This is a genomic window from Nonomuraea composti, assembly GCF_012034275.1.
Lineage (GTDB): Bacteria > Actinomycetota > Actinomycetes > Streptosporangiales > Streptosporangiaceae > Nonomuraea > Nonomuraea composti.
Window position 1 is genome coordinate 143,647 of sequence record NZ_JAATEP010000012.1, and the last position, 18,799, is coordinate 162,445.

The 18,799-nt window shown below is 72.6% G+C and carries 16 protein-coding genes; 9 read left to right on the forward strand and 7 right to left on the reverse strand.

Going from position 1 to position 18,799, the window contains the following annotated elements:
* Window positions 1-17 precede the first annotated feature (17 nt).
* A complete protein-coding gene (locus HCN51_RS19080) occupies window positions 18-479 on the forward strand; it encodes a MarR family transcriptional regulator (protein WP_168010892.1) in 462 nt (153 codons plus the stop codon).
* Here the strand turns inward: HCN51_RS19080 and dnaN are convergent.
* The 3 genes from dnaN to HCN51_RS19095 all read right to left on the reverse strand — a co-directional run bounded on the left by dnaN (window position 462) and on the right by HCN51_RS19095 (window position 3,755).
* Window positions 462-1,559: a DNA polymerase III subunit beta gene (dnaN, locus tag HCN51_RS19085; protein ID WP_168010893.1), complete on the reverse strand. Its 1,098-nt coding sequence runs from the start codon at window positions 1,557-1,559 to the stop codon at window positions 462-464. The genes HCN51_RS19080 and dnaN overlap by 18 nt on opposite strands.
* A 142-nt stretch (window positions 1,560-1,701) precedes the next feature.
* Complete coding sequence (locus HCN51_RS19090) at window positions 1,702-2,358, reverse strand: response regulator transcription factor (protein WP_418113405.1); 657 nt, start codon at window positions 2,356-2,358, stop codon at window positions 1,702-1,704.
* A complete protein-coding gene (locus HCN51_RS19095; protein WP_206067189.1) occupies window positions 2,352-3,755 on the reverse strand; it encodes a sensor histidine kinase in 1,404 nt (467 codons plus the stop codon). Before HCN51_RS19095 ends, HCN51_RS19090 begins: the two co-directional genes overlap by 7 nt.
* 109 nt (window positions 3,756-3,864) lie before the next feature.
* On the opposite strand from HCN51_RS19095, the gene HCN51_RS19100 reads away from it, so the two are divergent.
* Both HCN51_RS19100 and HCN51_RS19105 read left to right on the forward strand, forming a co-directional pair.
* Window positions 3,865-4,770: an ABC transporter ATP-binding protein gene (locus HCN51_RS19100; RefSeq protein WP_168010894.1), complete on the forward strand. Its 906-nt coding sequence runs from the start codon at window positions 3,865-3,867 to the stop codon at window positions 4,768-4,770.
* Window positions 4,767-5,495, forward strand: coding sequence for an ABC transporter permease (locus HCN51_RS19105; RefSeq protein WP_168010895.1), 729 nt, complete (start codon window positions 4,767-4,769; stop codon window positions 5,493-5,495). The genes HCN51_RS19100 and HCN51_RS19105 overlap by 4 nt, the downstream gene beginning before the upstream one ends.
* 34 nt (window positions 5,496-5,529) lie before the next feature.
* On the opposite strand, the gene HCN51_RS19110 is transcribed toward HCN51_RS19105, so the two are convergent.
* Window positions 5,530-6,444, reverse strand: a complete 915-nt coding sequence (locus tag HCN51_RS19110) for an SMP-30/gluconolactonase/LRE family protein (protein WP_168010896.1) — start codon at window positions 6,442-6,444, stop codon at window positions 5,530-5,532.
* 87 nt (window positions 6,445-6,531) lie between these two features.
* Here HCN51_RS19110 and soxR point away from each other — a divergent pair, with 87 nt between their 5' ends.
* Window positions 6,532-7,050, forward strand: a complete 519-nt coding sequence (soxR, locus tag HCN51_RS19115; protein WP_168010897.1) for a redox-sensitive transcriptional activator SoxR — start codon at window positions 6,532-6,534, stop codon at window positions 7,048-7,050.
* A gap of 3 nt (window positions 7,051-7,053) precedes the next feature.
* Here the strand turns inward: soxR and HCN51_RS19120 are convergent, their stop codons facing one another.
* Both HCN51_RS19120 and HCN51_RS62295 read right to left on the reverse strand, forming a co-directional pair.
* Window positions 7,054-7,506, reverse strand: coding sequence for a universal stress protein (locus tag HCN51_RS19120; protein ID WP_168010898.1), 453 nt, complete (start codon window positions 7,504-7,506; stop codon window positions 7,054-7,056).
* Window positions 7,507-7,587: 81 nt separating this feature from the next.
* Entirely contained in the window at window positions 7,588-10,353 is a 2,766-nt protein-coding gene (locus HCN51_RS62295) for an AAA family ATPase (protein ID WP_168010899.1), read from the reverse strand.
* 61 nt (window positions 10,354-10,414) lie between these two features.
* On the opposite strand from HCN51_RS62295, the gene HCN51_RS19130 reads away from it, so the two are divergent.
* The 4 genes from HCN51_RS19130 to HCN51_RS19145 all read left to right on the forward strand — a co-directional run bounded on the left by HCN51_RS19130 (window position 10,415) and on the right by HCN51_RS19145 (window position 14,849).
* The gene (locus tag HCN51_RS19130; protein WP_168010900.1) at window positions 10,415-11,143 is read left to right on the forward strand and encodes an ATP-binding cassette domain-containing protein; all 729 of its coding nucleotides are present in this window, start codon (window positions 10,415-10,417) and stop codon (window positions 11,141-11,143) included.
* A complete protein-coding gene (locus HCN51_RS19135) occupies window positions 11,137-13,605 on the forward strand; it encodes an ABC transporter permease (protein WP_168010901.1) in 2,469 nt (822 codons plus the stop codon). The genes HCN51_RS19130 and HCN51_RS19135 overlap by 7 nt, the downstream gene beginning before the upstream one ends.
* A gap of 112 nt (window positions 13,606-13,717) precedes the next feature.
* On the forward strand, window positions 13,718-14,092 hold the full coding sequence (locus tag HCN51_RS19140; RefSeq protein WP_168010902.1) for a VOC family protein: 375 nt from the start codon (window positions 13,718-13,720) through the stop codon (window positions 14,090-14,092).
* A gap of 211 nt (window positions 14,093-14,303) precedes the next feature.
* Window positions 14,304-14,849 (forward strand): GtrA family protein, encoded by a 546-nt coding sequence (locus HCN51_RS19145; protein ID WP_168010903.1) that lies wholly within the window; start codon window positions 14,304-14,306, stop codon window positions 14,847-14,849.
* A gap of 41 nt (window positions 14,850-14,890) precedes the next feature.
* Here the strand turns inward: HCN51_RS19145 and dnaB are convergent, their stop codons facing one another.
* Entirely contained in the window at window positions 14,891-17,194 is a 2,304-nt protein-coding gene (dnaB, locus tag HCN51_RS19150; protein WP_168010904.1) for a replicative DNA helicase, read from the reverse strand.
* Window positions 17,195-17,477: 283 nt separating this feature from the next.
* Between dnaB and HCN51_RS19155 the strand changes: the two genes are divergently transcribed.
* A complete protein-coding gene (locus HCN51_RS19155) occupies window positions 17,478-18,779 on the forward strand; it encodes an MATE family efflux transporter (protein ID WP_168010905.1) in 1,302 nt (433 codons plus the stop codon).
* The last annotated feature ends 20 nt before the right edge of the window (window positions 18,780-18,799 follow it).

The following is an 18,799-nucleotide window of genomic DNA, read 5'->3' on the forward strand; positions in this document are numbered from 1 at the left end:
TAAATCGGGAGTGTGTGGTGCGCAGGAGCCAGCGCAAGCAGGTGGAGCCGGACCTCGGCATCCTGTCCAGCCGGTCGCTCTTCAGCCTGCAGCGGGAGCTGTTCACGAAGCTGAGCGAGCAGGGGCATCCCGAGCTGCGGCCCCGGCACGGAGCCGTCATGGCCTACCTCGACGAGGAGGGCAGCCGGGCCACCGACCTGGCCGCGCAGTCGGGCCAGCACAAGCAGGTCATCGGCACGCTGGTGGACGAGCTGGTGGCGCTCGGGTACGTGGAGCGGCAGCCCGACCCGGCCGACCGGCGGGCCAAGCTGATCGTGCCCACTGAGAAGGGCCGCGATCACATGGCCAAGTCGGACGCCATCCTCGCCGAGATGGAGGCCGAGCACGCCAAGGCGGTCGGCGAGGAGGCGTACGCGCAGTTCAAAAGGGTGTTCAGGCTGGTCGTCGAGCGCCAGACGGGATCAGGTCTGGCGCAGTGACATGACCAGGTAGCGGAAGGCCGGCTCGGCGTCGCCGGGCACGTCTTGGATGAGGGCCGGCCTGGTGGGCGACTCCATGTTGATCCTGGCCAGGTCGCTCTCGATGCCGGTCAGGCCGTCGAGCAGGAACTGCGACTGGAAGGCGATCTGGATGTCGTCGCCGCGCAGCTCGCACGGCACCACCTCGGCGCCGCGCCCGATGTCGCCCCCGCCCGCCTGGATCAGCACCTGCCCCTGGCTGAACGACAGCCGGATCGCGGTGTTGCGCTCGGCCACGAGCGCGACCCGCTTGATCGCCCCGACGAACGGCGCCACCGCCACGTCGGCCCTGATCGACCAGTCGGAGGTGAGCCGGGCGCGGTAGTCGATGAACTGCTCGTCGAGCAGCCGCACGGTGGTGCTGCGCCCGACGCTCTCGAACCCGGCCACGCCGTCGCCCATCGCGATCGAGACCTCGCCGCCGCGCAGCGACTTGGCCACCTCGACCAGCACCCGGGCCGGGACCATGGCGGAGACGGCGACGCCGGGGGCGGCCGGGCGCCAGGCGAAATCGCGGGCGGCGATGCGGTAGCGGTCGGTCGCCGCCATCGCCACCGACTCGCCCTCGATGTCGACCCTGATGCCGGTGAGCATCGGCAGCGTGTCGTCGCGGCTGGCCGCCGGCGCCACCTGGCCGACGGCGGAGGCGAACACGCCGCCGCCGATGGCGCCGATGCTCGGCGGCATGGTGGGCAGGGTCGGGAAATCCTCCACCGGCATGGTGATGAGCCCGAACTCGGCGCTCCCGCAGGTCAGCACCGCCTCGGCGCCCTCGGTGACGATCTCGACGTCGTCGGCCGGCAGGCTGCGGCTGATCTCGGCCAGCAGGCGGCCCGGGATCAGCACCCGCCCCTCCTCGGCCACGTCGGCGTCGATCGCGGCCCGCGCGGAGACGTCGTAGTCGAACGCCGACAGCGTCAGCTCCTCGCCCGCCTCCAGCAACAAGCCGGACAGGACTGGCACCACGGGGCGGCTGGGCAGGATACGGGCAGCCCATGCCACCGCTTCTGCAAGAACATCGCGGTTAACCCGGATTTTCACCTGAAACCACCTCTTCGTCGCGCCATGCCTCTATGAAAATAGCCGCTGCGACCGACAACTCTGAGCGGTTCCCCGCAGGCGATCAGCGGCCGTCGACGGGTTCCGCCTCAGACGATCAGCGGCTGTTGATCGCCGCGGGCGGTCAGCGGCTGTCGAGGTAGGCGAGCACGGCCAGGACGCGCCGGTTGTCGTCGTCGGACGGCGCGAGGCCGAGCTTGGCGAAGATGGAGGCCGTGTGCTTGGCCACGGCGCTCTCGCTGAGGAAGAGCCGCTGCGAGATGGCGGCGTTGGAGCGGCCCTCCGCCATGGCCTCCAGCACCTCGCGCTCGCGCGGCGTCAGCGCGGCCAGCGGCTCGTTCCTGGCGTTCCTGGCCAGCAGCTTGGCGATCACCTCCGGGTCCATGGCGGTGCCGCCCTCGGCCACCCGGCGTACGGCGTCGACGAACTGCTCGGCGTTGAAGACGCGGTCTTTCAGCAGGTAGCCGATACCGCCCGAGCCGTCGGCCAGCAGCTCGCGCGCGTAGAGCTGCTCGACGTGCTGCGACAGCACGAGCACCGGCAGGCCGGGAATCTGCTTCCTGGCCGCCAGCGCGGCCTGAAGGCCCTCGTCGGTGAACGTGGGCGGCAGCCGCACGTCCACGATCGAGACGTCGGGGCGCAGCTCCAGCAGGCCCTTGAGCAGCTCGGGGCCGCTCTCCACGGCCGCCACGACCGTGAAGCCGTGCGCCTGGAGCAGGTGCACCAGGCCGTCTCTGAGCAGGTAGAGGTCTTCGGCGATGAGGACGCGGTTCATCAGCATCCGAATTTCGTCGGCAGGTGCCGTGACTCGTGGTTGGCGCGGAGGTGGTGAGCCATGACGTACATGGTCCCACCCACCGCGATCATCGCGAAGATGACCGGCCACTGCCAGGGCTCGGGCACGTGCAGGGCGAGGAACCAGGACTTCTCCTCCACCCCGAAGATCTTGAAGATGGCGGGCACGACCCCCTGCGGGAACGAGGGGCACCAGGCCGTGCACCACAGCAGCGCGACCGCGATGGCCTTGCCCCGGGGCAGCTTGTCCGCCGGCTCGTGGGGCAGCACGCCGGGCAGGTCGAGAGTGACGGTCGTGGGGCCGCCCGGCGGGCTGTTGAGCGCGAGCACGCCGTCGAAGGCGAGCAGCCGCCGCTCGATGCCGTTCAGCCCGCTGCCCTTGGCCGGGTCGGCGCCGCCGAGGCCGTCGTCGGTGACCGTCACGCGCAGGTCGGCGCCGTGAGAGCTGATGTCCACGGCGGCGGTGCTCGCGTCGCCGTGCCGGGCGGCGTTCGACAGCAGCTCGCTGACCGCGAAGTACACCGCCGCCTCCACCGGCGACTCCGGCCGCTCCGGCAGATCCACGGTGACGGTGACCTGCAGCGGGCTGTCCATGGCCAGCGCGCGCACGGCGTCGGCGAGCCCGCGCTCGGCCAGGACGGGCGGATGGATGCCGCGGATGACCCTGCGCAGCTCCGTCAGCGTCTCGGCGGAGGACTCCCTGGCCTTCGTCAGCAGCGCCTTGGCCGCCTGCGGGTCGGTGTCGACGAGCTGCTCGACCGCGCCGAGCGTCATCCCGATCGCCACGAGCCTGGCCTGCGTGCCGTCGTGCAGGTCCCGCTCGATCCTGCGCATCTCGGCCGCCTGCGAGTCGGTCGCCAGGTTGCGGGTCCGCCGCAGGTGGCTGACCTGGCCGGCCAGGCGGCTGGCCACGGTCGCGCCGAGCAGCAGGTCGGTCCAGTGCGCGTACATGAGCAGGGCCCGCTCCGGCATCACCGCGAACACCGGCAGCAGCGACACCTTCACCATCGGGTCGAGCAGCAGCCAGAGGTCGTCGCGCCAGGTGGCGGGGTCCTTGACCATCCACTTCCACCGGTTGTTCCAGGCCGGCACGCGGGGCGTCTTGTAGAGCGTGCGCTCCGAGCGGTACATCCCGTTCGGCTCCGGCACGGGAGGCGGAGGCGCCGGCAGGTAGGGGCTCTCGACCTCCACCCCCGTCCACTCGCGCACCAGCCGCCGGTTCAGCTCCGCGAGCCGCCTGACCATCCGCACCTGCGGCGGGAACAGCAGGACCACGCCCAGCATGAAGGCCAGCAGCAGCATCGGGACCGACACGGCGAGCACGACGGCCTGCACGACGCCGAGAACGAGCAACGCCGTGATCTGTCCGTACCTCCGAAGCATGCCCCCAGTCTGCGACAACCGGGACGGAGTGGTCACTGCACCTAGATACACCCTTGTCCGGCATCCACCTGGATTCTCCGGGAAACGCCGCGTCCCTAGCGTCGAAGGCATGAAAATCATCGAGGTCAGGAACCTGCGCAAGCAGTACCCGGGCCACCTGGCGGTCGAGGATGTCTCGTTCGAGGTGGCCGAGGGCGAGATCTTCGGCATCCTCGGCCCCAACGGCGCGGGCAAGACCACCACGGTCGAGTGCGTGGCCGGGCTGCGCGAGCGGGACGGCGGCGACGTCCGCGTGGCCGGCCTCGACCCGCGCGAGGACCGCGACGCGCTGCGCCGCGTGCTCGGCATGCAGCTCCAGAGCGCCGCCCTGCCCGACAAGATCAAGGTCTGGGAGGCGATGGACCTGTACGCCTCCTTCTACCCCGACCCCGCCGGCTGGCCGGAGCTGCTGGACCGGGTGGGCCTGTCCGCCAAACGCGAGAGCCTGTTCAAGGACCTGTCCGGCGGCCAGCGCCAGCGGCTGTCCGTGGCGCTGGCCCTGGTCGGCCGGCCGCGCGTGGCCGTGCTGGACGAGCTGACCACCGGCCTCGACCCCCAGGCGCGCAGGGACACGTGGGAGCTGGTCGAGCAGGTCCGCGACACCGGCGTGACCATCGTGCTGGTCACCCACTTCATGGAGGAGGCCGAGCGCCTCTGCGACCGGATCGCCCTCATCGACGCCGGCAAGGTCGCCGCCACCGACACCCCCGCCGGGCTGATCGCCCAGGTGGGCGGGGAGCAGAAGGTACGGTTCCGGCCCAGCGCGCCCGTCGACGACGCCGTGCTGCTGGCCCTGCCCGAGGTGCGGGAGGTCACCAGGACCGGCCCCCAGATCGTGGTACGCGGCACCGGCAACCTCGCCCCCGCGGTCACCCTCGCCCTGGCCCACCACCAGGTCGTGCCCGCTGACCTGCGCATCGAGCAGGCCACCCTCGACGACGCGTTCCTCGCGCTGACCGGAAGGAAGCTGTCATGAAGCTGCTCGCCATGGAGGCCAAGCTGCACCTGCGGGACTGGCCGACCCTGGTGTTCTCGATCGGGCTGCCCGTCGGGCTCCTGCTCATCCTGGGGCTCAGCATCCCGAGCTTCACGGAGTTGCAGGACACCGGTGAGCGGATCGTGGACACGCACATGCCGAGCACGATGGCGCTGCTCTCCCTGCTGACGCTCTCGTGCAGCGTGCTGCCCGCGGTGCTGGCCACGTACCGGCAGCAGGGGGTGCTCAGGCGGCTGTCGACCACGCCCGTGCACCCCGCGCGGGTGCTGGGCGCGCAGCTCCTGATCAACCTGGCCGTCGGGACCGTGGCCACGGCCGTCCTCATCGTGGCCGGGTGGCTGGCGTTCGGCGCCGCGCCGCCCCGGCAGTGGGCCTGGTTCGTCCTGGTCTTCCTGCTGGGCACCGCCGCGATGATGGCGCTCGGGCTGGTGATCGCCGCGCTCGCGCCGAGCGCCAAGGCCGCTCAGGGGATCGGGTCGCTGGTGATGTTCCCGCTGATGTTCCTCGGCGGGGTGTGGCTGCCGCGCGAGCTCATGCCCGAGCCGGTCCGCGTGGTCAGCGACTTCTCCGTGGCCGGGCCGTTCGCCCAGGCGCTCAAGGACACCTGGGCGGGGCAGCCGCCGCAGCTCATCCACCTGGCGGTCGTGGCCGCAGGGCTGGTCGTGTTCGGCGCGATCGCCGTGCGGTCCTTCCGATGGGAGTAAAAGGCCCACCGCCGCGGGGGCGCGGAGGGAGGCGTCAGCGCCCGGCCCACACCGGGCGCGCGCCTGTGACGTTGGTCATCAGCGAGTACAGCGAGGACGACGCCGTGATGAACAGGCGGTTACGCTTGAGCCCGCCGAACACCAGGTTGGCCGTGGCCTCGGGGAGCCTGAGCCGGCCGATGAGCGTGCCGTCGGGGTCGTAGCAGAGCACCGCCTTGCCGGCCGCGATCCACACCCGCCCGGTGTCGTCGAGCCGCAGGCCGTCGTAGTTGTCCTGCTCCCCGCCCTCGGCGAAGACCTTGCCGCCGCCCAGCGTGCCGTCGTCGCCCACCTCGAACACCCGCAGCTGCCTGGCCTTGGTGTCGGCGACGTAGAGCCGCCGCTCGTCGAGGGAGAAGGCCAGCCCGTTCGGCCGGACGAAGTCGTCGGCCACGATCCGCACCTCGCCCGTCACCGGGTCGGCCCGGTAGACGTGGCAGCCGTCGATCTCCTGCTCGGCGGCCACGCCCTCGTAGTTGCTGAGGATCCCGTACGGCGGGTCGGTGAACCAGATGGAGCCGTCGGAGCGCACCACCACGTCGTTGGGGCTGTTGAAGCGCTTGCCCTGCCACCGGTCGGCGATCACGGTGATCGAGCCGTCGTGCTCGGTGCGGGTCACCCGGCGCCCGCCCTGCTCGCAGGAGACGAGCCGGCCCTCGCGGTCGAGCGTGTTGCCGTTGACGTAGCCGGACGGCTGCCGGAACGGGCCCACCGCGCCGGTCATCTCGTCCCAGCGCAGCATCCGCTCGTTCGGGATGTCGCTCCAGACCAGGAAGCGGCCGGCCGGGAAGTACACCGGGCCCTCCGCCCAACGGGTGCCGGTGTGCAGGATCTCGACCTTGTCGTCCCCGCCGATCGCGCCGAACCGCTCGTCCAGCACCTCGAACTCCGTGGGAATCGTGTCCGTCATGCCGACCACCCTACGGGCGTGATCGGGGCGCCGACGGTCTCCATCCTGGAGACGCGCTTCGCGCGCACCCTCAAGTAACCTTCAGGTATGACCAAGGTCGCCTGGAACACCAAGGAGCTGACCGTCGGCCAGCTCGCCGAGCGCAGCGGCGTCGCCGTCTCCGCCCTGCACTTCTACGAGGCCAAGGGCCTCATCAGCAGCCGCCGCACCGCCGGCAACCAGCGTCGCTACAGCCGCGACAGCCTGCGCAGGGTCGCCTTCATCAGGCTCGCCCAACGCATCGGCATCCCGCTGAAGGTCATCAAGGACGCGCTGGCCGAGCTGCCCGACGAGCGCACCCCCACGCGCGACGACTGGGCCCGGCTGTCGGCCGCCTGGCGCAGCGAGCTCGACGACCGGATCGAGCAGCTCCAGCGGCTGCGCGACGACCTCACCGACTGCATCGGCTGCGGCTGCCTGTCGCTCGACCGGTGCCCGGTCGCCAACCCCCACGACCGGCTGGGCGACGAGGGGCCCGGCGCGCGGCGCATCGACACCCGGATCTGCCCGCCGCAGACCGCCTGCTGCACCGCCGCGCCCGCGCCCGCTTCTGCCGGAGGGTCGTGAGGGTCAGCGAGTGGTCTTGGCCGGCGGGACGATCAGCGTCGGCCGGTGGGCGTGGTGCAGCACATGGTTCGAGACGCTGCCCAGCAGCACCGACCGCACCCCGGCCAGGCCGCGCGAGCCCGTGACGATCACCGACGCGTCGATCTCGTCGGCCACGTCCACGACCGTCTTCCAGATCGACTCGTTGTCGGCCACCGCCCGATAGCTCACGTCGCTCAGCCCGGCGGCCACCGCCAGCTCGGCGCCCTCCTTCGCGTGCTGCTCGGCCTGCGCCTTCGCCTCGTCCTCCGTGCCGGGGTCGATCGCGCCGGCGGCCAGCGGATACTTCTTGAGCTGCACGAGCAGCGGCTCCCACACCGTGACGATCACCGTGGGCTCGGCCGTGAGGTGCTTGGCGGCGAACTCGATCGCGGCGCGCGCGTCCGCCGAGCCGTCATAGGCGACGAGGATGGTCATGGCGTTCTTCCCTTCGCTTCAAGTCATCCGTTAGAGCACCGGGGCGATCACCGGCCATTCCAGGCGCCGCTGTCTGGTTGGTCACATGAGGTCGAGGCCGGCGAGCTGGGCGCGGCTGGCCACGTTGAGCTTGGGGAAGGCCCGGTAGAGGTGGTAGCTGACGGTCTTCGGGCTGAGGAACAGCTGCGCGCCGATCTCCTTGTTGGTCAGGCCCGTGGCGGCCAGCCGGACGATCTGCAGCTCCTGCGGCGACAGCGCCTGGGCGGCCGGCTCCGTACCGGACGTGGTGGTGTCGCCCGTGGCACGCAGCTCCGTCCTGGCGCGCTCGGCCCACGGGCGGGCGCCCAGGCGCTCGAACGTCTCCAGCGCCGCCCGCAGGTGCGGGCGGGCGCTGCCCTTGTTGCGCTCCCTGCGCAGCCGCTCACCGAACGCCAGGTGCGTACGGGCCGCCTCCCACGGGCGCTCCCCCGAGGCATGCAGGCGAACGGCCTGCCGGAAGTGCTCCTCGGCCCGGTCCGAGCCCGGCTCCACCAGGGCGCGGCAGCGGTGCAGCACCGCCTCCGCCCACGGCAGCTCCGCCGCCAGGGCCCACTCCTCGAAGCGGCGCAACGGCTCCTCCGCCGGCAGGCCCAGCCTGGTCGCGGCCTCGACCTGGTCGGGGGCGAAGTAGACCGCCTGCATCTGGTGGCGCACCGGGCCCGCCATCGCCGCCTCGAACCGGCCCAGCGCCTCCGTGAAACGGCCCTGACCCAGATCCAGCAGCGCCAGCGCCCACTCCGCCCAGGCCAGGTCGTTCGCGATGCGGGTGACGTCAAACCGGTCGCGGCCCCGCGCCGCCAGCTCCACGCACCTCGGCGCGTCGCCCTGAGCTGCGGCGATCCAGGCCAGCGTGCCCTCCAGATAGCCGGCCCGGTTCGGCTGGCCCGTGTCGGAGGCCAGCTGCAGGCCCTCCGTGGCGGTCGCCACCGCGTCCCTGAACCGGCCCAGGTACAGCTCCGCCGAGGCCAGCGTCAGGTGCACGATGGGCAGCTTGCCGATCTCGCCGTTCGCGCGGCACTCCGCCGCGACGGCCGCCGAGATGTCCCGGCCGGCCTGGAAGTCGCCCACGATCGTGGCCACGAACGCGGCATTGACCCGCAACGCGTGCGCGCCCTCCGTGATGCGGGCGCCCGCCGCCACCAGGCCGCGCATGATCGGCAACGCGCCGGCCGGGCCCTCCCGCAACAGCACCGCCGCGCCCGTCACCGCCCGCACCGCCGGCTCCAGACCGTCCTCCGGGCGCAGGCCCAGGGCGTGCAGGCGATCGGCCGCCTCGGCCACCTTGGCGGGGTCGCTGAGCTGCCAGGCGTTGCGGGCGGCGTCGATGAGCATGAGCCCGGCCGCCACGCGATCGCGCCCCTCCGGCTCGTCCGTGCGGTGGGCGCTGGATGGGGTCAGGTGTTCGGCTCCGGCTACCAGCAGGTCGTGGGCCAGGTACGGGGTGCCCTCGTCGAAGGCGATCCGGGCGCGCAGCTCCGCGAGGCGGGCACGCGAGCGGGGGTCCGTGACCAGCTCGGCCGCCCGCTCCACGAGTTGCTTGGCCCGTGCGGGCTGGCCGGCGTCGGCGGCGGCCACGGCGGCCGAGGTGAGGCGGCCGGCCTTGAGCGCCGGGTCCGCCGTCAGGTCGGCGGCGCGGGCGAGGGCCGCCGCCGCGCCCGCGTTGCCGTTGCGGTCCTTGGCCCGCCGTGCCGCCTGCTCCAGTGCCTGCGCCGCCTCCTCGTCCGGGCCGGTCGCGGCGGCGGCCAGGTGCCAGGCCCGCCGGTCCGGCTGCCCCGCGAGGAGCCGGGCGAGCAGGGTGTGCACCCGCAGCCGCAGCTCGTAGCCGCCGTGCTGGGACGCGGCCGTGCGCATGAGCGGATGGGTGAACTCGACCCGGCCGCCGGCGAACCTGACCAGTCCGGCGTCCTCGGCGGCGGCCAGGGCCGAGGCGGGCACCCCGAGCCCGTCCGTCGCCTGCCTGATCACGCCGAGGTCGCCCCCGTCGGTCAGCGCCATGACCAGCAGCGCCGTCCGCGCGTCCGGGGGCAGCTCGGCGATGCGGGAGGCGTACGCGCTCTGGATGCGCTCGGGAAGGGGCAGCGGCCCACCCTCATAAACGCCGTCATAGCCCCCGTCCGAGCCGCCTTTCAGCGGGCTGTGGCGGGCTGCCGAGCGGGGCAGCTCGCGCAGGGCGAGCGGGTTGCCGCAGCTCTCCTCCACGATCCGGTCGCGCAGCGGCGCGGCCAGGCCCGGCTCGGCGTCGGCGAGCAGCTCCAGGGCGCTGCGCCGGTCGAGCCCGGACAGCCGCAGCTCCGGCAGCCCCGACGCGTCGAACCCGTCACGCGCCCCGAACACCATCGCGACCCCCTCGGCGTGCAGCCGGTGCGCGGCGAACCGCAGGGCCTGCACCGACGCCTGGTCGAGCCAGTGGGCGTCGTCCACCAGGCACAGCAGCGGCCCGTCCTCGGCCAGCTCCGCCAGCAGCGACAGCACAGCCGCGCCCACCAGGAGCTGGTCGTCACCGGCCGCCGGGCGCAGCCCCAACGCGCCCTCCAGCGCGGCGGCCTGCGGCGCGGGCAGGGCGGGCAGCCGGTCCAGCGCCCGGCGCAGCAGCAGGTGCAGCGAGGCGAACGGGATCTCCGCCTCGGTCTCGATGCCGACCCCGCGCAGCACGCGCATCCCGTCGGCCCGGCGGCCGGCGTGCTCCAGGAGCGAGGTCTTGCCGATGCCCGGCTCGCCCCTGAGCACGAGGACGCCCGACCGTCCCTCGCGCGCCTGGTCGAGCAGCTCCTCGACGACCTTCTGCTCCCCTGCCCGACCCCATAGCACGAACGCATCCTAGTCACTTGTCCGATACCGGCCTGACAAGGGCATTCGTAGCGTTGCTCCCGTGAATCAGACGCGAGCGGTCGAGCTGGACTCGGTCACCAAGCACTACTCCCACGGCGTCACCGCCCTCGATGACGTGACGATCGGCTTCGCGGCCGGCACGTTCACGGCGGTGATGGGGCCCTCCGGGTCGGGCAAGAGCACGATGCTGCAGTGCGCGGCGGGGCTCGACCGGCCCAGCTCCGGGCGGGTGATCGTGGACGGGCGTGACCTGGCCCAGCTCGGCGAGCGCAAGCTGACGCTGCTGCGGCGCGACCGGATCGGGTTCGTGTTCCAGTCGTTCAACCTGCTGCCCTCGCTCACGGCCGAGCAGAACGTGGCGCTCCCGCTGCGCCTGGCCGGCCGCCGTCCCGACCGCGACCTCGTCCGGCAGAGCCTGGAGGCCGTCGGTCTTGGCGGGCGCGCCGGGCACCGGCCCGCCGAGCTGTCGGGCGGGCAGCAGCAACGCATCGCGATCGCCCGCGCGCTGGTCACCCGGCCGGCCGTGCTGTTCGCCGACGAGCCGACCGGCGCGCTCGACGCCAACACCAGCCGGGACGTGCTGCGCCTGCTCCGCACGCTGGTGGACCGGCAGGCCCAGACGATCGTCATGGTGACGCACGACCCGGTCGCGGCCTCGTACGCCGATCGGGTGGTGTTCCTGGCCGACGGGCGGGTGTACGGGGAGTTGCACGACCCCACCGCCGAGCTCGTGTCCACCCGGATGCTGCAGCTGGAGGCGTCATGCTGAGGATCGCCTGGTCCACGCTGCGGACGCGGTGGATGTCGTTCGCGGGCACGTTCGCCGCCCTGATGCTGGGCACCGCGCTCGTCGCGGCGCTCGGGCAGGTGCTCGCCTCCAGCATCTCCTCCCCCGACCGGGGGCCTCAGCGGTACGCCGCCGCGCCCGTCGTGGTCGTGCCCGACGGGCGCCTCACGGTCGACACCTGGCAGGGGGGCAGCAGCGCGCCACTCGCCGAGCCGCGCGGGCTCGACGCCGCCCTGGTCGGGCGGCTGCCCGGTGGTGTGGTGGACCGGGTGTTCCCGGCCCAGCTCGCCGGTGGGCCGGCCGCCGTGGGACGGCCCTGGTCCGCCGCCCGTACGGCGCCGCACGTGCTCGTCGCCGGACGGGCACCGGCCGCGGCCGACGAGATCGCGGTGAGCGCCGGCGCCCAGGCGCGAGCGGTGAAGGGTGTCGGGGCGCGGGTGCGAGCGGTCGAGGGCGCCGGGACGCGGGTGCGGGTGGTCACGGCGGACGGTGTGCATTCCTATCGGGTCGTCGGGGTGACGGCGGCGGGGCCTGAGGCCGTCGTGTTCTTCAGCGACGCGCAGGCCGCCCGGCTGTCGCCGCGGATCGACGCGATCGCCTCGTGGAGCCCCGCCGCCGAGGTGCGGGCCGCCGTCGGGGGCCGGGCGGAGGTGCTGACCGGCCAGGAGCGGGCGTTGCCCGATCCGTCCCGGGTCGCCGACGAGCGGGCGCGGAACAACGCGAACACCATCGCGGGCATCGCCGCCGGTTTCGCCGGGTTCATCGCGGTGTTCGTGGTGTCGTCCACGTTCGCGTTCGCGGTGGGGCAGCGGCGGCGCGAGTTCGCGTTGCTGCGCACGATCGGCGCCACCGTAAGACAGGTGCGCCGCATGCTGTACGGGGAGGCCGTCCTCGTCGCCGTCACCGCCTCCGCGCTCGGCGCGTTCGCCGGGCCGTTGGCCACCCGGCCGATCCTCGGCTGGCTGGCCTCGCTGGGGATGGCGCCCGCGTGGCTGGTGCCGTCCACGTCCGCGGTCCCGTCGTACCTCGCCTTCTGCACCGGCGTGCTGGTGTCGGTGCTGGGCGTGGCCGCGGCGGCCAGGCGGGCGGGCAGTGTGCGGCCCGCGGAGGCGATGCGCGAGTCGGCGGTCGAGCCGCGCGCCATGACCCTCGCCCGCTGGATCGCGGGCCTCGCCGTGCTGGCCACCGCCGTGATCAGCATGGCCGTGAACGCGCTCGGCGACCCCGCAGGAGCCACCAACAACAAGACGTTCATGCCGGTCGTCATGCTGCTCATCGCCGCCGCCGGCCTGCTCGCGCCGGTCTTCGTCCGCCCGGTCGCCCGGCTGCTCACCCGCCCGCTCGAACGGCTGCGCGGCGCGGGCGGCACCGTGGTCGCCGCGGGGACCACGGCCTCCGCCGGGCGTACGGCGGCGACGGCCGCGCCCGTGCTCGTCACCGTGGCGCTGGCGGCGACGCTGCTCGGCGGGGCCGCGATGACCGACGCCACCAAGACGGCGGTGGAGACCGCCCCCGTCCGCGCCGACTACCTGGTGCTGCCGACGGGCGCCGGGCTGGACCGGCAGCTCGTGGAGCGGCTGCGGTCGATCCCCGGCGCGGACGTCACCACCACGACGTCCACCAGCTTCTACACGCTCGAAGGCGCCACCCAGCTCATCCAGCGGCCGGTGACGGCCGTGGACCCGGCGGCGCTGCGTACCGCGCTGTCGATCCCGCTGAGCGCAGGCTCCCTGGACGAGCTGCGCGACGACACGATCGTGGTGTCGGAGACGTGGGAGCTGAAGCTGGGGCAGAGCGTGCGAATCTGGCGGGCGGACGGCAGCCGGGCCACATTCCGGGTCGTCGGCCTGCTCGGCGAGAACGCGCCCGCCGACGCGTACGTGACCACCGCCCACACCTTCTCCGCCCTGCCTTCACTCGCCTACGTCAAGCTGCGCCCGGGCTCCTCCGCCCCGGCCGTGCGCGAAGCGCTGGGCGAGGCCGTCGCCGGGCACAACGCCCGCGCGCTGCCCAGGAGCGAGTGGGCCGCGAGCCTGGACGCCCGCCGCGCCTCCGCCAGCCGGCTCGGCCTGCTGGTGGTGCTCGCCATCATGCTCGGCTACACGATCATCTCGCTGGTCAACACCCTGCTGATGGCCGCCTCCGACCGGGCGCCCGAGCGCGGCGCGCTGCGGCTGCTGGGGGCGACGGGGCCGCAGCTCCTGCGGTACGTGGTGGCGGAGGCGCTGGTGGTGGTGGCCGTGGGGGTCGTGCTGGCCCTCGCCGCCACGGGGGTGAGCCTGCTCGGGTTGTGGGCGGCGCTGGTGCAGCTCGCCGGGCCCGTCGCCGTCGCCGTGCCGTGGCAGCCGGTCGGCGCGGTGATCGTGGCCTGCGCCGTGCTGGCGGTGCTGGCCGCCGCGCTCCCCGCCGCCCGCGTGAAGGGCGCCGCCCTCCCCAAGGGCTGACCTGGCCCGCCTCCGCTGACCCGGCCCGGCTGCCCCTGCGCTGCCCGGGCCGTGCCGGCCTGGCCGTGCCGGCCTGGCCCGGTTGCGCTGCCCCCAGGTAGGATCCCCCACCATGGCAAGCCGCATCTCCGAGCTGATCATCCCTTGTCAGGATCCGAACCGGCTCGCCGCGTTCTGGTGCGAGGTCCTCGACTTCGTCGTCCTCGACACCGAGGACGACGGCTCGGTGGAGATCGGCCCGCGGGAGGGGTTCGGCGGCCTGCAGCCGACGCTGGTCTTCAGCCCCACCACCGAGCCCAAGACCGGCCCGCTGCGGATGCACTTCGACGTCAACGCCACCGACCGCGACCAGGACGAGGAGCTCGACCGCCTGCTCAAGCTCGGTGCGCGCCCGGCCGACGTCGGCCAGACCGGCGAGGAGTCGTGGCACGTGCTGGCCGACCCGGAGGGCAACGAGTTCTGCCTGCTGCGCACCCGCCTGAGCTGAGCGCTCGTGGTAGCCGGGGTACCGGGACAGCCCGTCGGCCCGCCGGCACACCAGGAATCCCCCCTGCTCGTCGCGGCTGACGACGCCCAGCAACCGGTCCTGGTCGTCGACACGTTCCACGAGCTCGGTCACAGCGGCATGATCTCAGCTCGCGAGCTCCGGCCTTGGCGAATCTGGTCACCAGGATGTCGGAGCGGTGAGAAGATCTAGGGTGCTCCGAATAGCGAACGCCGTACTCGCGAGATTGCCCGAGCCCCTGCGCGCACTCGCGCTGAAGCACAGCGAGCTGCTGAAGTTCGCAGTGGTGGGCGGAACGACGTTCCTCGTCGACAACGCGGTCTTCTACGGGCTGAAGCTCACCGTCCTGGAGCCGAAGCCGGTGACCGCGAAGATCATCGCGGTGCTCGTGGCGACGATCGTGTCCTACGTGCTCAACCGCGAATGGTCGTTCCGCACCCGGGGCGGCCGCGAGCGCCGCCACGAGGCCGCGCTGTTCTTCCTGGTCAGCGGCATCGGCTTGGTGCTCAGCTCGGCGCCGCTGTGGATCTCCAGGTACGTGTTCCTCCTGGAGACGCCGGAGGTGAGCCTGGCGACGCAGGAGATCGCCGACTTCGTGAGCGCGCAGCTCGTCGGCACGCTGGTCGCCATGATCTTCCGCTTCTGGGCGTTCAGGAAGTGGGTCTTCCCCGACGAGAAGACCCCCTCCCGCGGCCTCCGGCTGGTCTCCTCCCGCGACTCCACGGACGAGGCGGCCTGACGCCCTGGTGCCGCGCCAGGCCCACGAGGCGGCCCGATGCCCTAGTGCTGGGCCATGTCCACGAACCGGCTGTAGTGGCCCTGGAAGGCCACCGTCACGGTGGCGGTGGGGCCGTTACGGTGCTTGGCCACGATCAGGTCGGCCTCGCCCGCCCTGGGTGACTCCGGCTCGTAGGCGTCCTCCCGGTGCAGGAGGATGACCATGTCGGCGTCCTGCTCGATGGAGCCCGACTCACGCAGGTCGCTGACCTGCGGGCGCTTGTCGGTGCGCTGCTCGGGGCCACGGTTGAGCTGCGAGATCGCGATGACCGGCACCTCCAGCTCCTTGGCCAGCAGCTTGATGGCACGAGAGATCTCGGAGACCTCGTTCTGGCGGCTCTCGGTCTTCTTCGGCGAGCTCATCAGCTGGAGGTAGTCGATGACCACGAACCGCAGGTCGTTGCGCTGCTTGAGCCGCCGGCACTTGGCCCGGATCTCCATCATCGACATGTTGGGCGAGTCGTCGATGAACAGCGGCGCCTCGGCCACCTCGCTCATCCGGCGGGCCAGGCGCGTCCAGTCGTCGTCGCCCATCATGCCGGAGCGCATGTGGTGCAGCGCCACGCGGGCCTCGGCGGACAGCAGACGCATGGTGATCTCGTTGCGGGACATCTCCAGGGAGAAGATGACCGTGGTCATGCCGTGCTTGATCGCGGCGGAGCGGGCGAAGTCGAGCCCCAGCGTGCTGTTGTGGGTCGGGACGCAGGACCGGCCGGCGAGGTAGAGGTGGTCGTCGTTGTCGACCTCCACGCACCGCACCGGGCGGGACGCGATCGGCCGCACGTCGACGATGTGGCGGACGCGGGTGGCCGGAGGCACGGTGCCGGGCTGCCCGGACGTTTTGTGCGGGAGCCGGAAGACCTGGTCTGGTGTGGTGAAGCCGATCAGGTGGCAGGTGGAGGGGCCGCCGGCGTGGCTCTTGACCTGCTCGGTGCGCAGGGTGGCCGGGTAGCCCAGGCTCAGGATGAGCTCCAGCGCGTCGTGCGCCAGCCGGTGGCTGGTGACGGCAAGCTGGATCCGGCCCTCGGCGTCGATGTGGCCGTCGGTGTCGAGCAGGCCGGCCAGCAGGTCGCGCCGCTGGCGTTCGGACGCCCTCAGGTAGGCGGCGGGGATGTGCTTGTCGTGCAGGACGCCCAGCTCGCGCAGGACGGCGGGCAGCGGCTCCGCCGTCGTGCCATCGCCGTCGCCGTCGCCGTCGCTGTCGCCGTCGCTGAGCCACGCGCCGAGGGCGTAGGGCGGCAGTGGCAGGTCGCGCTCCGGGAGCTGGAACGGCGCCGCCACCTCGACCGCGTGGGTGGGGCCGTCGGCGGAGCGCAGCGTGGCCGCGATCTCCTCCGTGGTGAACACGCCCCGGTCGCCGACGGTCACAGTGGCGGCGCCACCCACCGTGTGCGAGGCGTGGCTGAGCAGCTCGGACGGCTGTCTGGTCGTGCGCCACTGGTGGTGGGCGTCGGCGACGATCACGGTGCCGTCGCTGAACTCCAGCTCGTAGCACGGCCTCCCGTGCATGACCTCGGTCGCGGCGACGACCCGGGTCGGTCTCCCGTCGGCGCCGATGAGCTGGTCGCCGACCTTGACCTCGCCCATCGTCGTCCAGCCGGTGGGCGTGGGCAGCGGGGTGTCGAGCGCCAGGGCCTTGCCGATGGCGGGACGGGCGGCCACGACGATCATCTGGCCGGGGTGCAGGCCGTTGGTGAGCTGGTCGAGGTCGGCGAAGCCGGTGGGGACGCCGACCATCTGGCCGCCCCGGCTGCCGATGGCCTCGAGCTCGTCGAGGGCGCCCGGCATGATGTCGGCCAGCGGCGCGTAGTCTTCCGACGTGCGGCGCTCGGTGACCTGGTAGATCTCGGCCTGGGCGCGGTCGACGAGGTCGTCGACCTCTTCGTTCTGGCCGCCGTAGCCGAAGGAGACGATGCGGGTGCCGGCCTCGATGAGGCGGCGCAGGATGGCCTGCTCACGGACGATCTTGGCGTAGTAGCCGGCGTTGGCCGCCGTGGGGACGACGGCCGTCAGGGTGTGCAGGTAGGCGGCGCCGCCCACCCTGGCCATCTCGCCGCGCTTTTGCAGCTCGTCGAAGACGGTGACCGCGTCGGCGGGCTCGCCCCGGCCGTAGAGGTCGGTGATGACGTCGTAGACCATCTGGTGGGCGGGCCGGTAGAAGTCGTCGGAGCGCAGGATCTCGACGACGTCGGCGATGGCGTCTTTCGACAGCAGCATGCCGCCGAGCACGGACTGCTCCGCCTCGATGTTGTTGGGAGGCGTGCGCTCGAACCCTGGGCCTGCGCCGACCTCTTCGTCAATGCTCACCGCGCCCCCTCAACGACTTGCAGGCGGTCGCACCACCCCCACTTGTAGTCGACCGGTGTGACAGTTTCCCGGAGTCGCGGCCCGTCGGCAACGTGGCCTGTGGACAACCCTGTGGCCGACCTGTGGATGAAGGCCCCTAAGGTGTGAACGGCCTGTGGACGAAGCCTGGGGATAACTTCTGGGGATAACCACCAAACCCGCCCTGACCTGGACGAACAATGTCCACCGGCTGTGGAGGAAAGAAAGTTGGCCCGACACGCGGAGTAAGGTCCATAATGGACCAATGCCCATTACATCCAGAGATCGGGAGATTCTGCGCCTCGCCGTGCCCGCCTTCGGCGCGCTGGTGGCCGAGCCGCTCTTCCTGCTGGCCGACTACGCCATCGTGGGCCACGGCCTCGGCACCACGGCGGTCGGCGCCCTGGGTGTGGCGGGAACCGTCCTGACGACGCTGGTGAACCTGTGCGTCTTCCTCGCCTACGGCACCACGGCGTCCGTGGCGCGCCAGAGCGGGGCGGGCGACCACGGGCGGGCCATGCGCAGCGGTGTGGACGGCATCTGGCTGGCGCTGGCCCTCGGCGTGGCGGTGATCGTCGTGTGCTGGCCGCTGGCGCCGGCGATCGTGGAGCTGTTCGGTGCGGTGGGGACGCAGGCGGCGCAGGCCGTGACGTACCTGCGGATCAGCCTGATCGGCGCGCCCGGCATGCTGGTCGTGCTGGCCGGCACCGGCGTCCTGCGCGGCCTCCAGGACACGGTGACGCCCCTGGTGGTGGCCGTGGGGTCGTTCGCGCTGAACGGCGCGCTGAACGCGTGGTTCGTGCTGGGGCTCGGCTGGGGCATCGCCGGGTCCGCGTGGGGGACGGTGCTGGCGCAGACCCTCGGCGCCGCCGTCTACCTCGTGGTGGTGGCGCGCGGGGCGGTGCGGCTGGGGACGCCGCTGACGCCGTCCGTGGCGGGGGTCAAGCAGGCCGGCACCGCCGGGTTCGCGCTTTTCGTGCGTACGGTGTGCATGCGCGTCGTGCTGCTGGCCGCCACCGTCATCGCCACCAGGATGGGCGAGGCGGAGCTGGCCTCGTACGCACTGGCCACCCAGGTGTGGACGTTGCTCGCGCTCGCCCTCGACGCCATCGCCATCGCGGGCCAGGCCATCACCGGGCGCTCGCTCGGCGCCGGCGACGTCGAGGCGACCCGCGCCGCCACCCAGCGGATGGTGCGGTGGGGCATCTGGTCCGGCATCGTGCTCGGCCTGCTCGTGCTGGCGGCCAGGCCGCTCCTGCCGGGGCTGTTCGACGCCGACCCGCACGTGGCCGCGCTGCTGCTCGACCTGCTGTGGCCGGTGGCGCTGTTCCAGCCGATCTGCGGGGTGGTGTTCGTGCTGGACGGCGTGCTCATCGGCGCCGGCGACCAGCGGTACCTGGCCTGGGCCGGCGTGTGGACGACGCTCGCCTACCTGCCCGCCGCCCTGGTCGCCTCCGGCATGGGCGTGGTCGCCCTGTGGTGCGCGCTGGGGGTGTGGATGGTGGCCCGGCTCGTCACGCTGGTCCGGCGGGCGAACGGGACGGCCTGGCTGGTGACCGGCACGTGATGCAATCGTGCTTGTTGTTG

Bases quoted from the DNA above. Each gene is read 5' to 3' on its own strand.
- HCN51_RS19090 (WP_418113405.1), bottom strand. From the start codon at position 2,358: ATGCTGATGAACCGCGTCCTCATCGCCGAAGACCTCTACCTGCTCAGA.
- HCN51_RS19095 (WP_206067189.1), bottom strand. From the start codon at position 3,755: ATGCTTCGGAGGTACGGACAGATCACGGCGTTGCTCGTTCTCGGCGTC.
- HCN51_RS19100 (WP_168010894.1), top strand. From the start codon at position 3,865: ATGAAAATCATCGAGGTCAGGAACCTGCGCAAGCAGTACCCGGGCCAC.
- HCN51_RS19105 (WP_168010895.1), top strand. From the start codon at position 4,767: ATGAAGCTGCTCGCCATGGAGGCCAAGCTGCACCTGCGGGACTGGCCG.
- HCN51_RS19110 (WP_168010896.1), bottom strand. From the start codon at position 6,444: ATGACGGACACGATTCCCACGGAGTTCGAGGTGCTGGACGAGCGGTTC.
- soxR (WP_168010897.1), top strand. From the start codon at position 6,532: ATGACCAAGGTCGCCTGGAACACCAAGGAGCTGACCGTCGGCCAGCTC.
- HCN51_RS19120 (WP_168010898.1), bottom strand. From the start codon at position 7,506: ATGACCATCCTCGTCGCCTATGACGGCTCGGCGGACGCGCGCGCCGCG.
- HCN51_RS19135 (WP_168010901.1), top strand. From the start codon at position 11,137: ATGCTGAGGATCGCCTGGTCCACGCTGCGGACGCGGTGGATGTCGTTC.
- HCN51_RS19140 (WP_168010902.1), top strand. From the start codon at position 13,718: ATGGCAAGCCGCATCTCCGAGCTGATCATCCCTTGTCAGGATCCGAAC.
- HCN51_RS19155 (WP_168010905.1), top strand. From the start codon at position 17,478: ATGCCCATTACATCCAGAGATCGGGAGATTCTGCGCCTCGCCGTGCCC.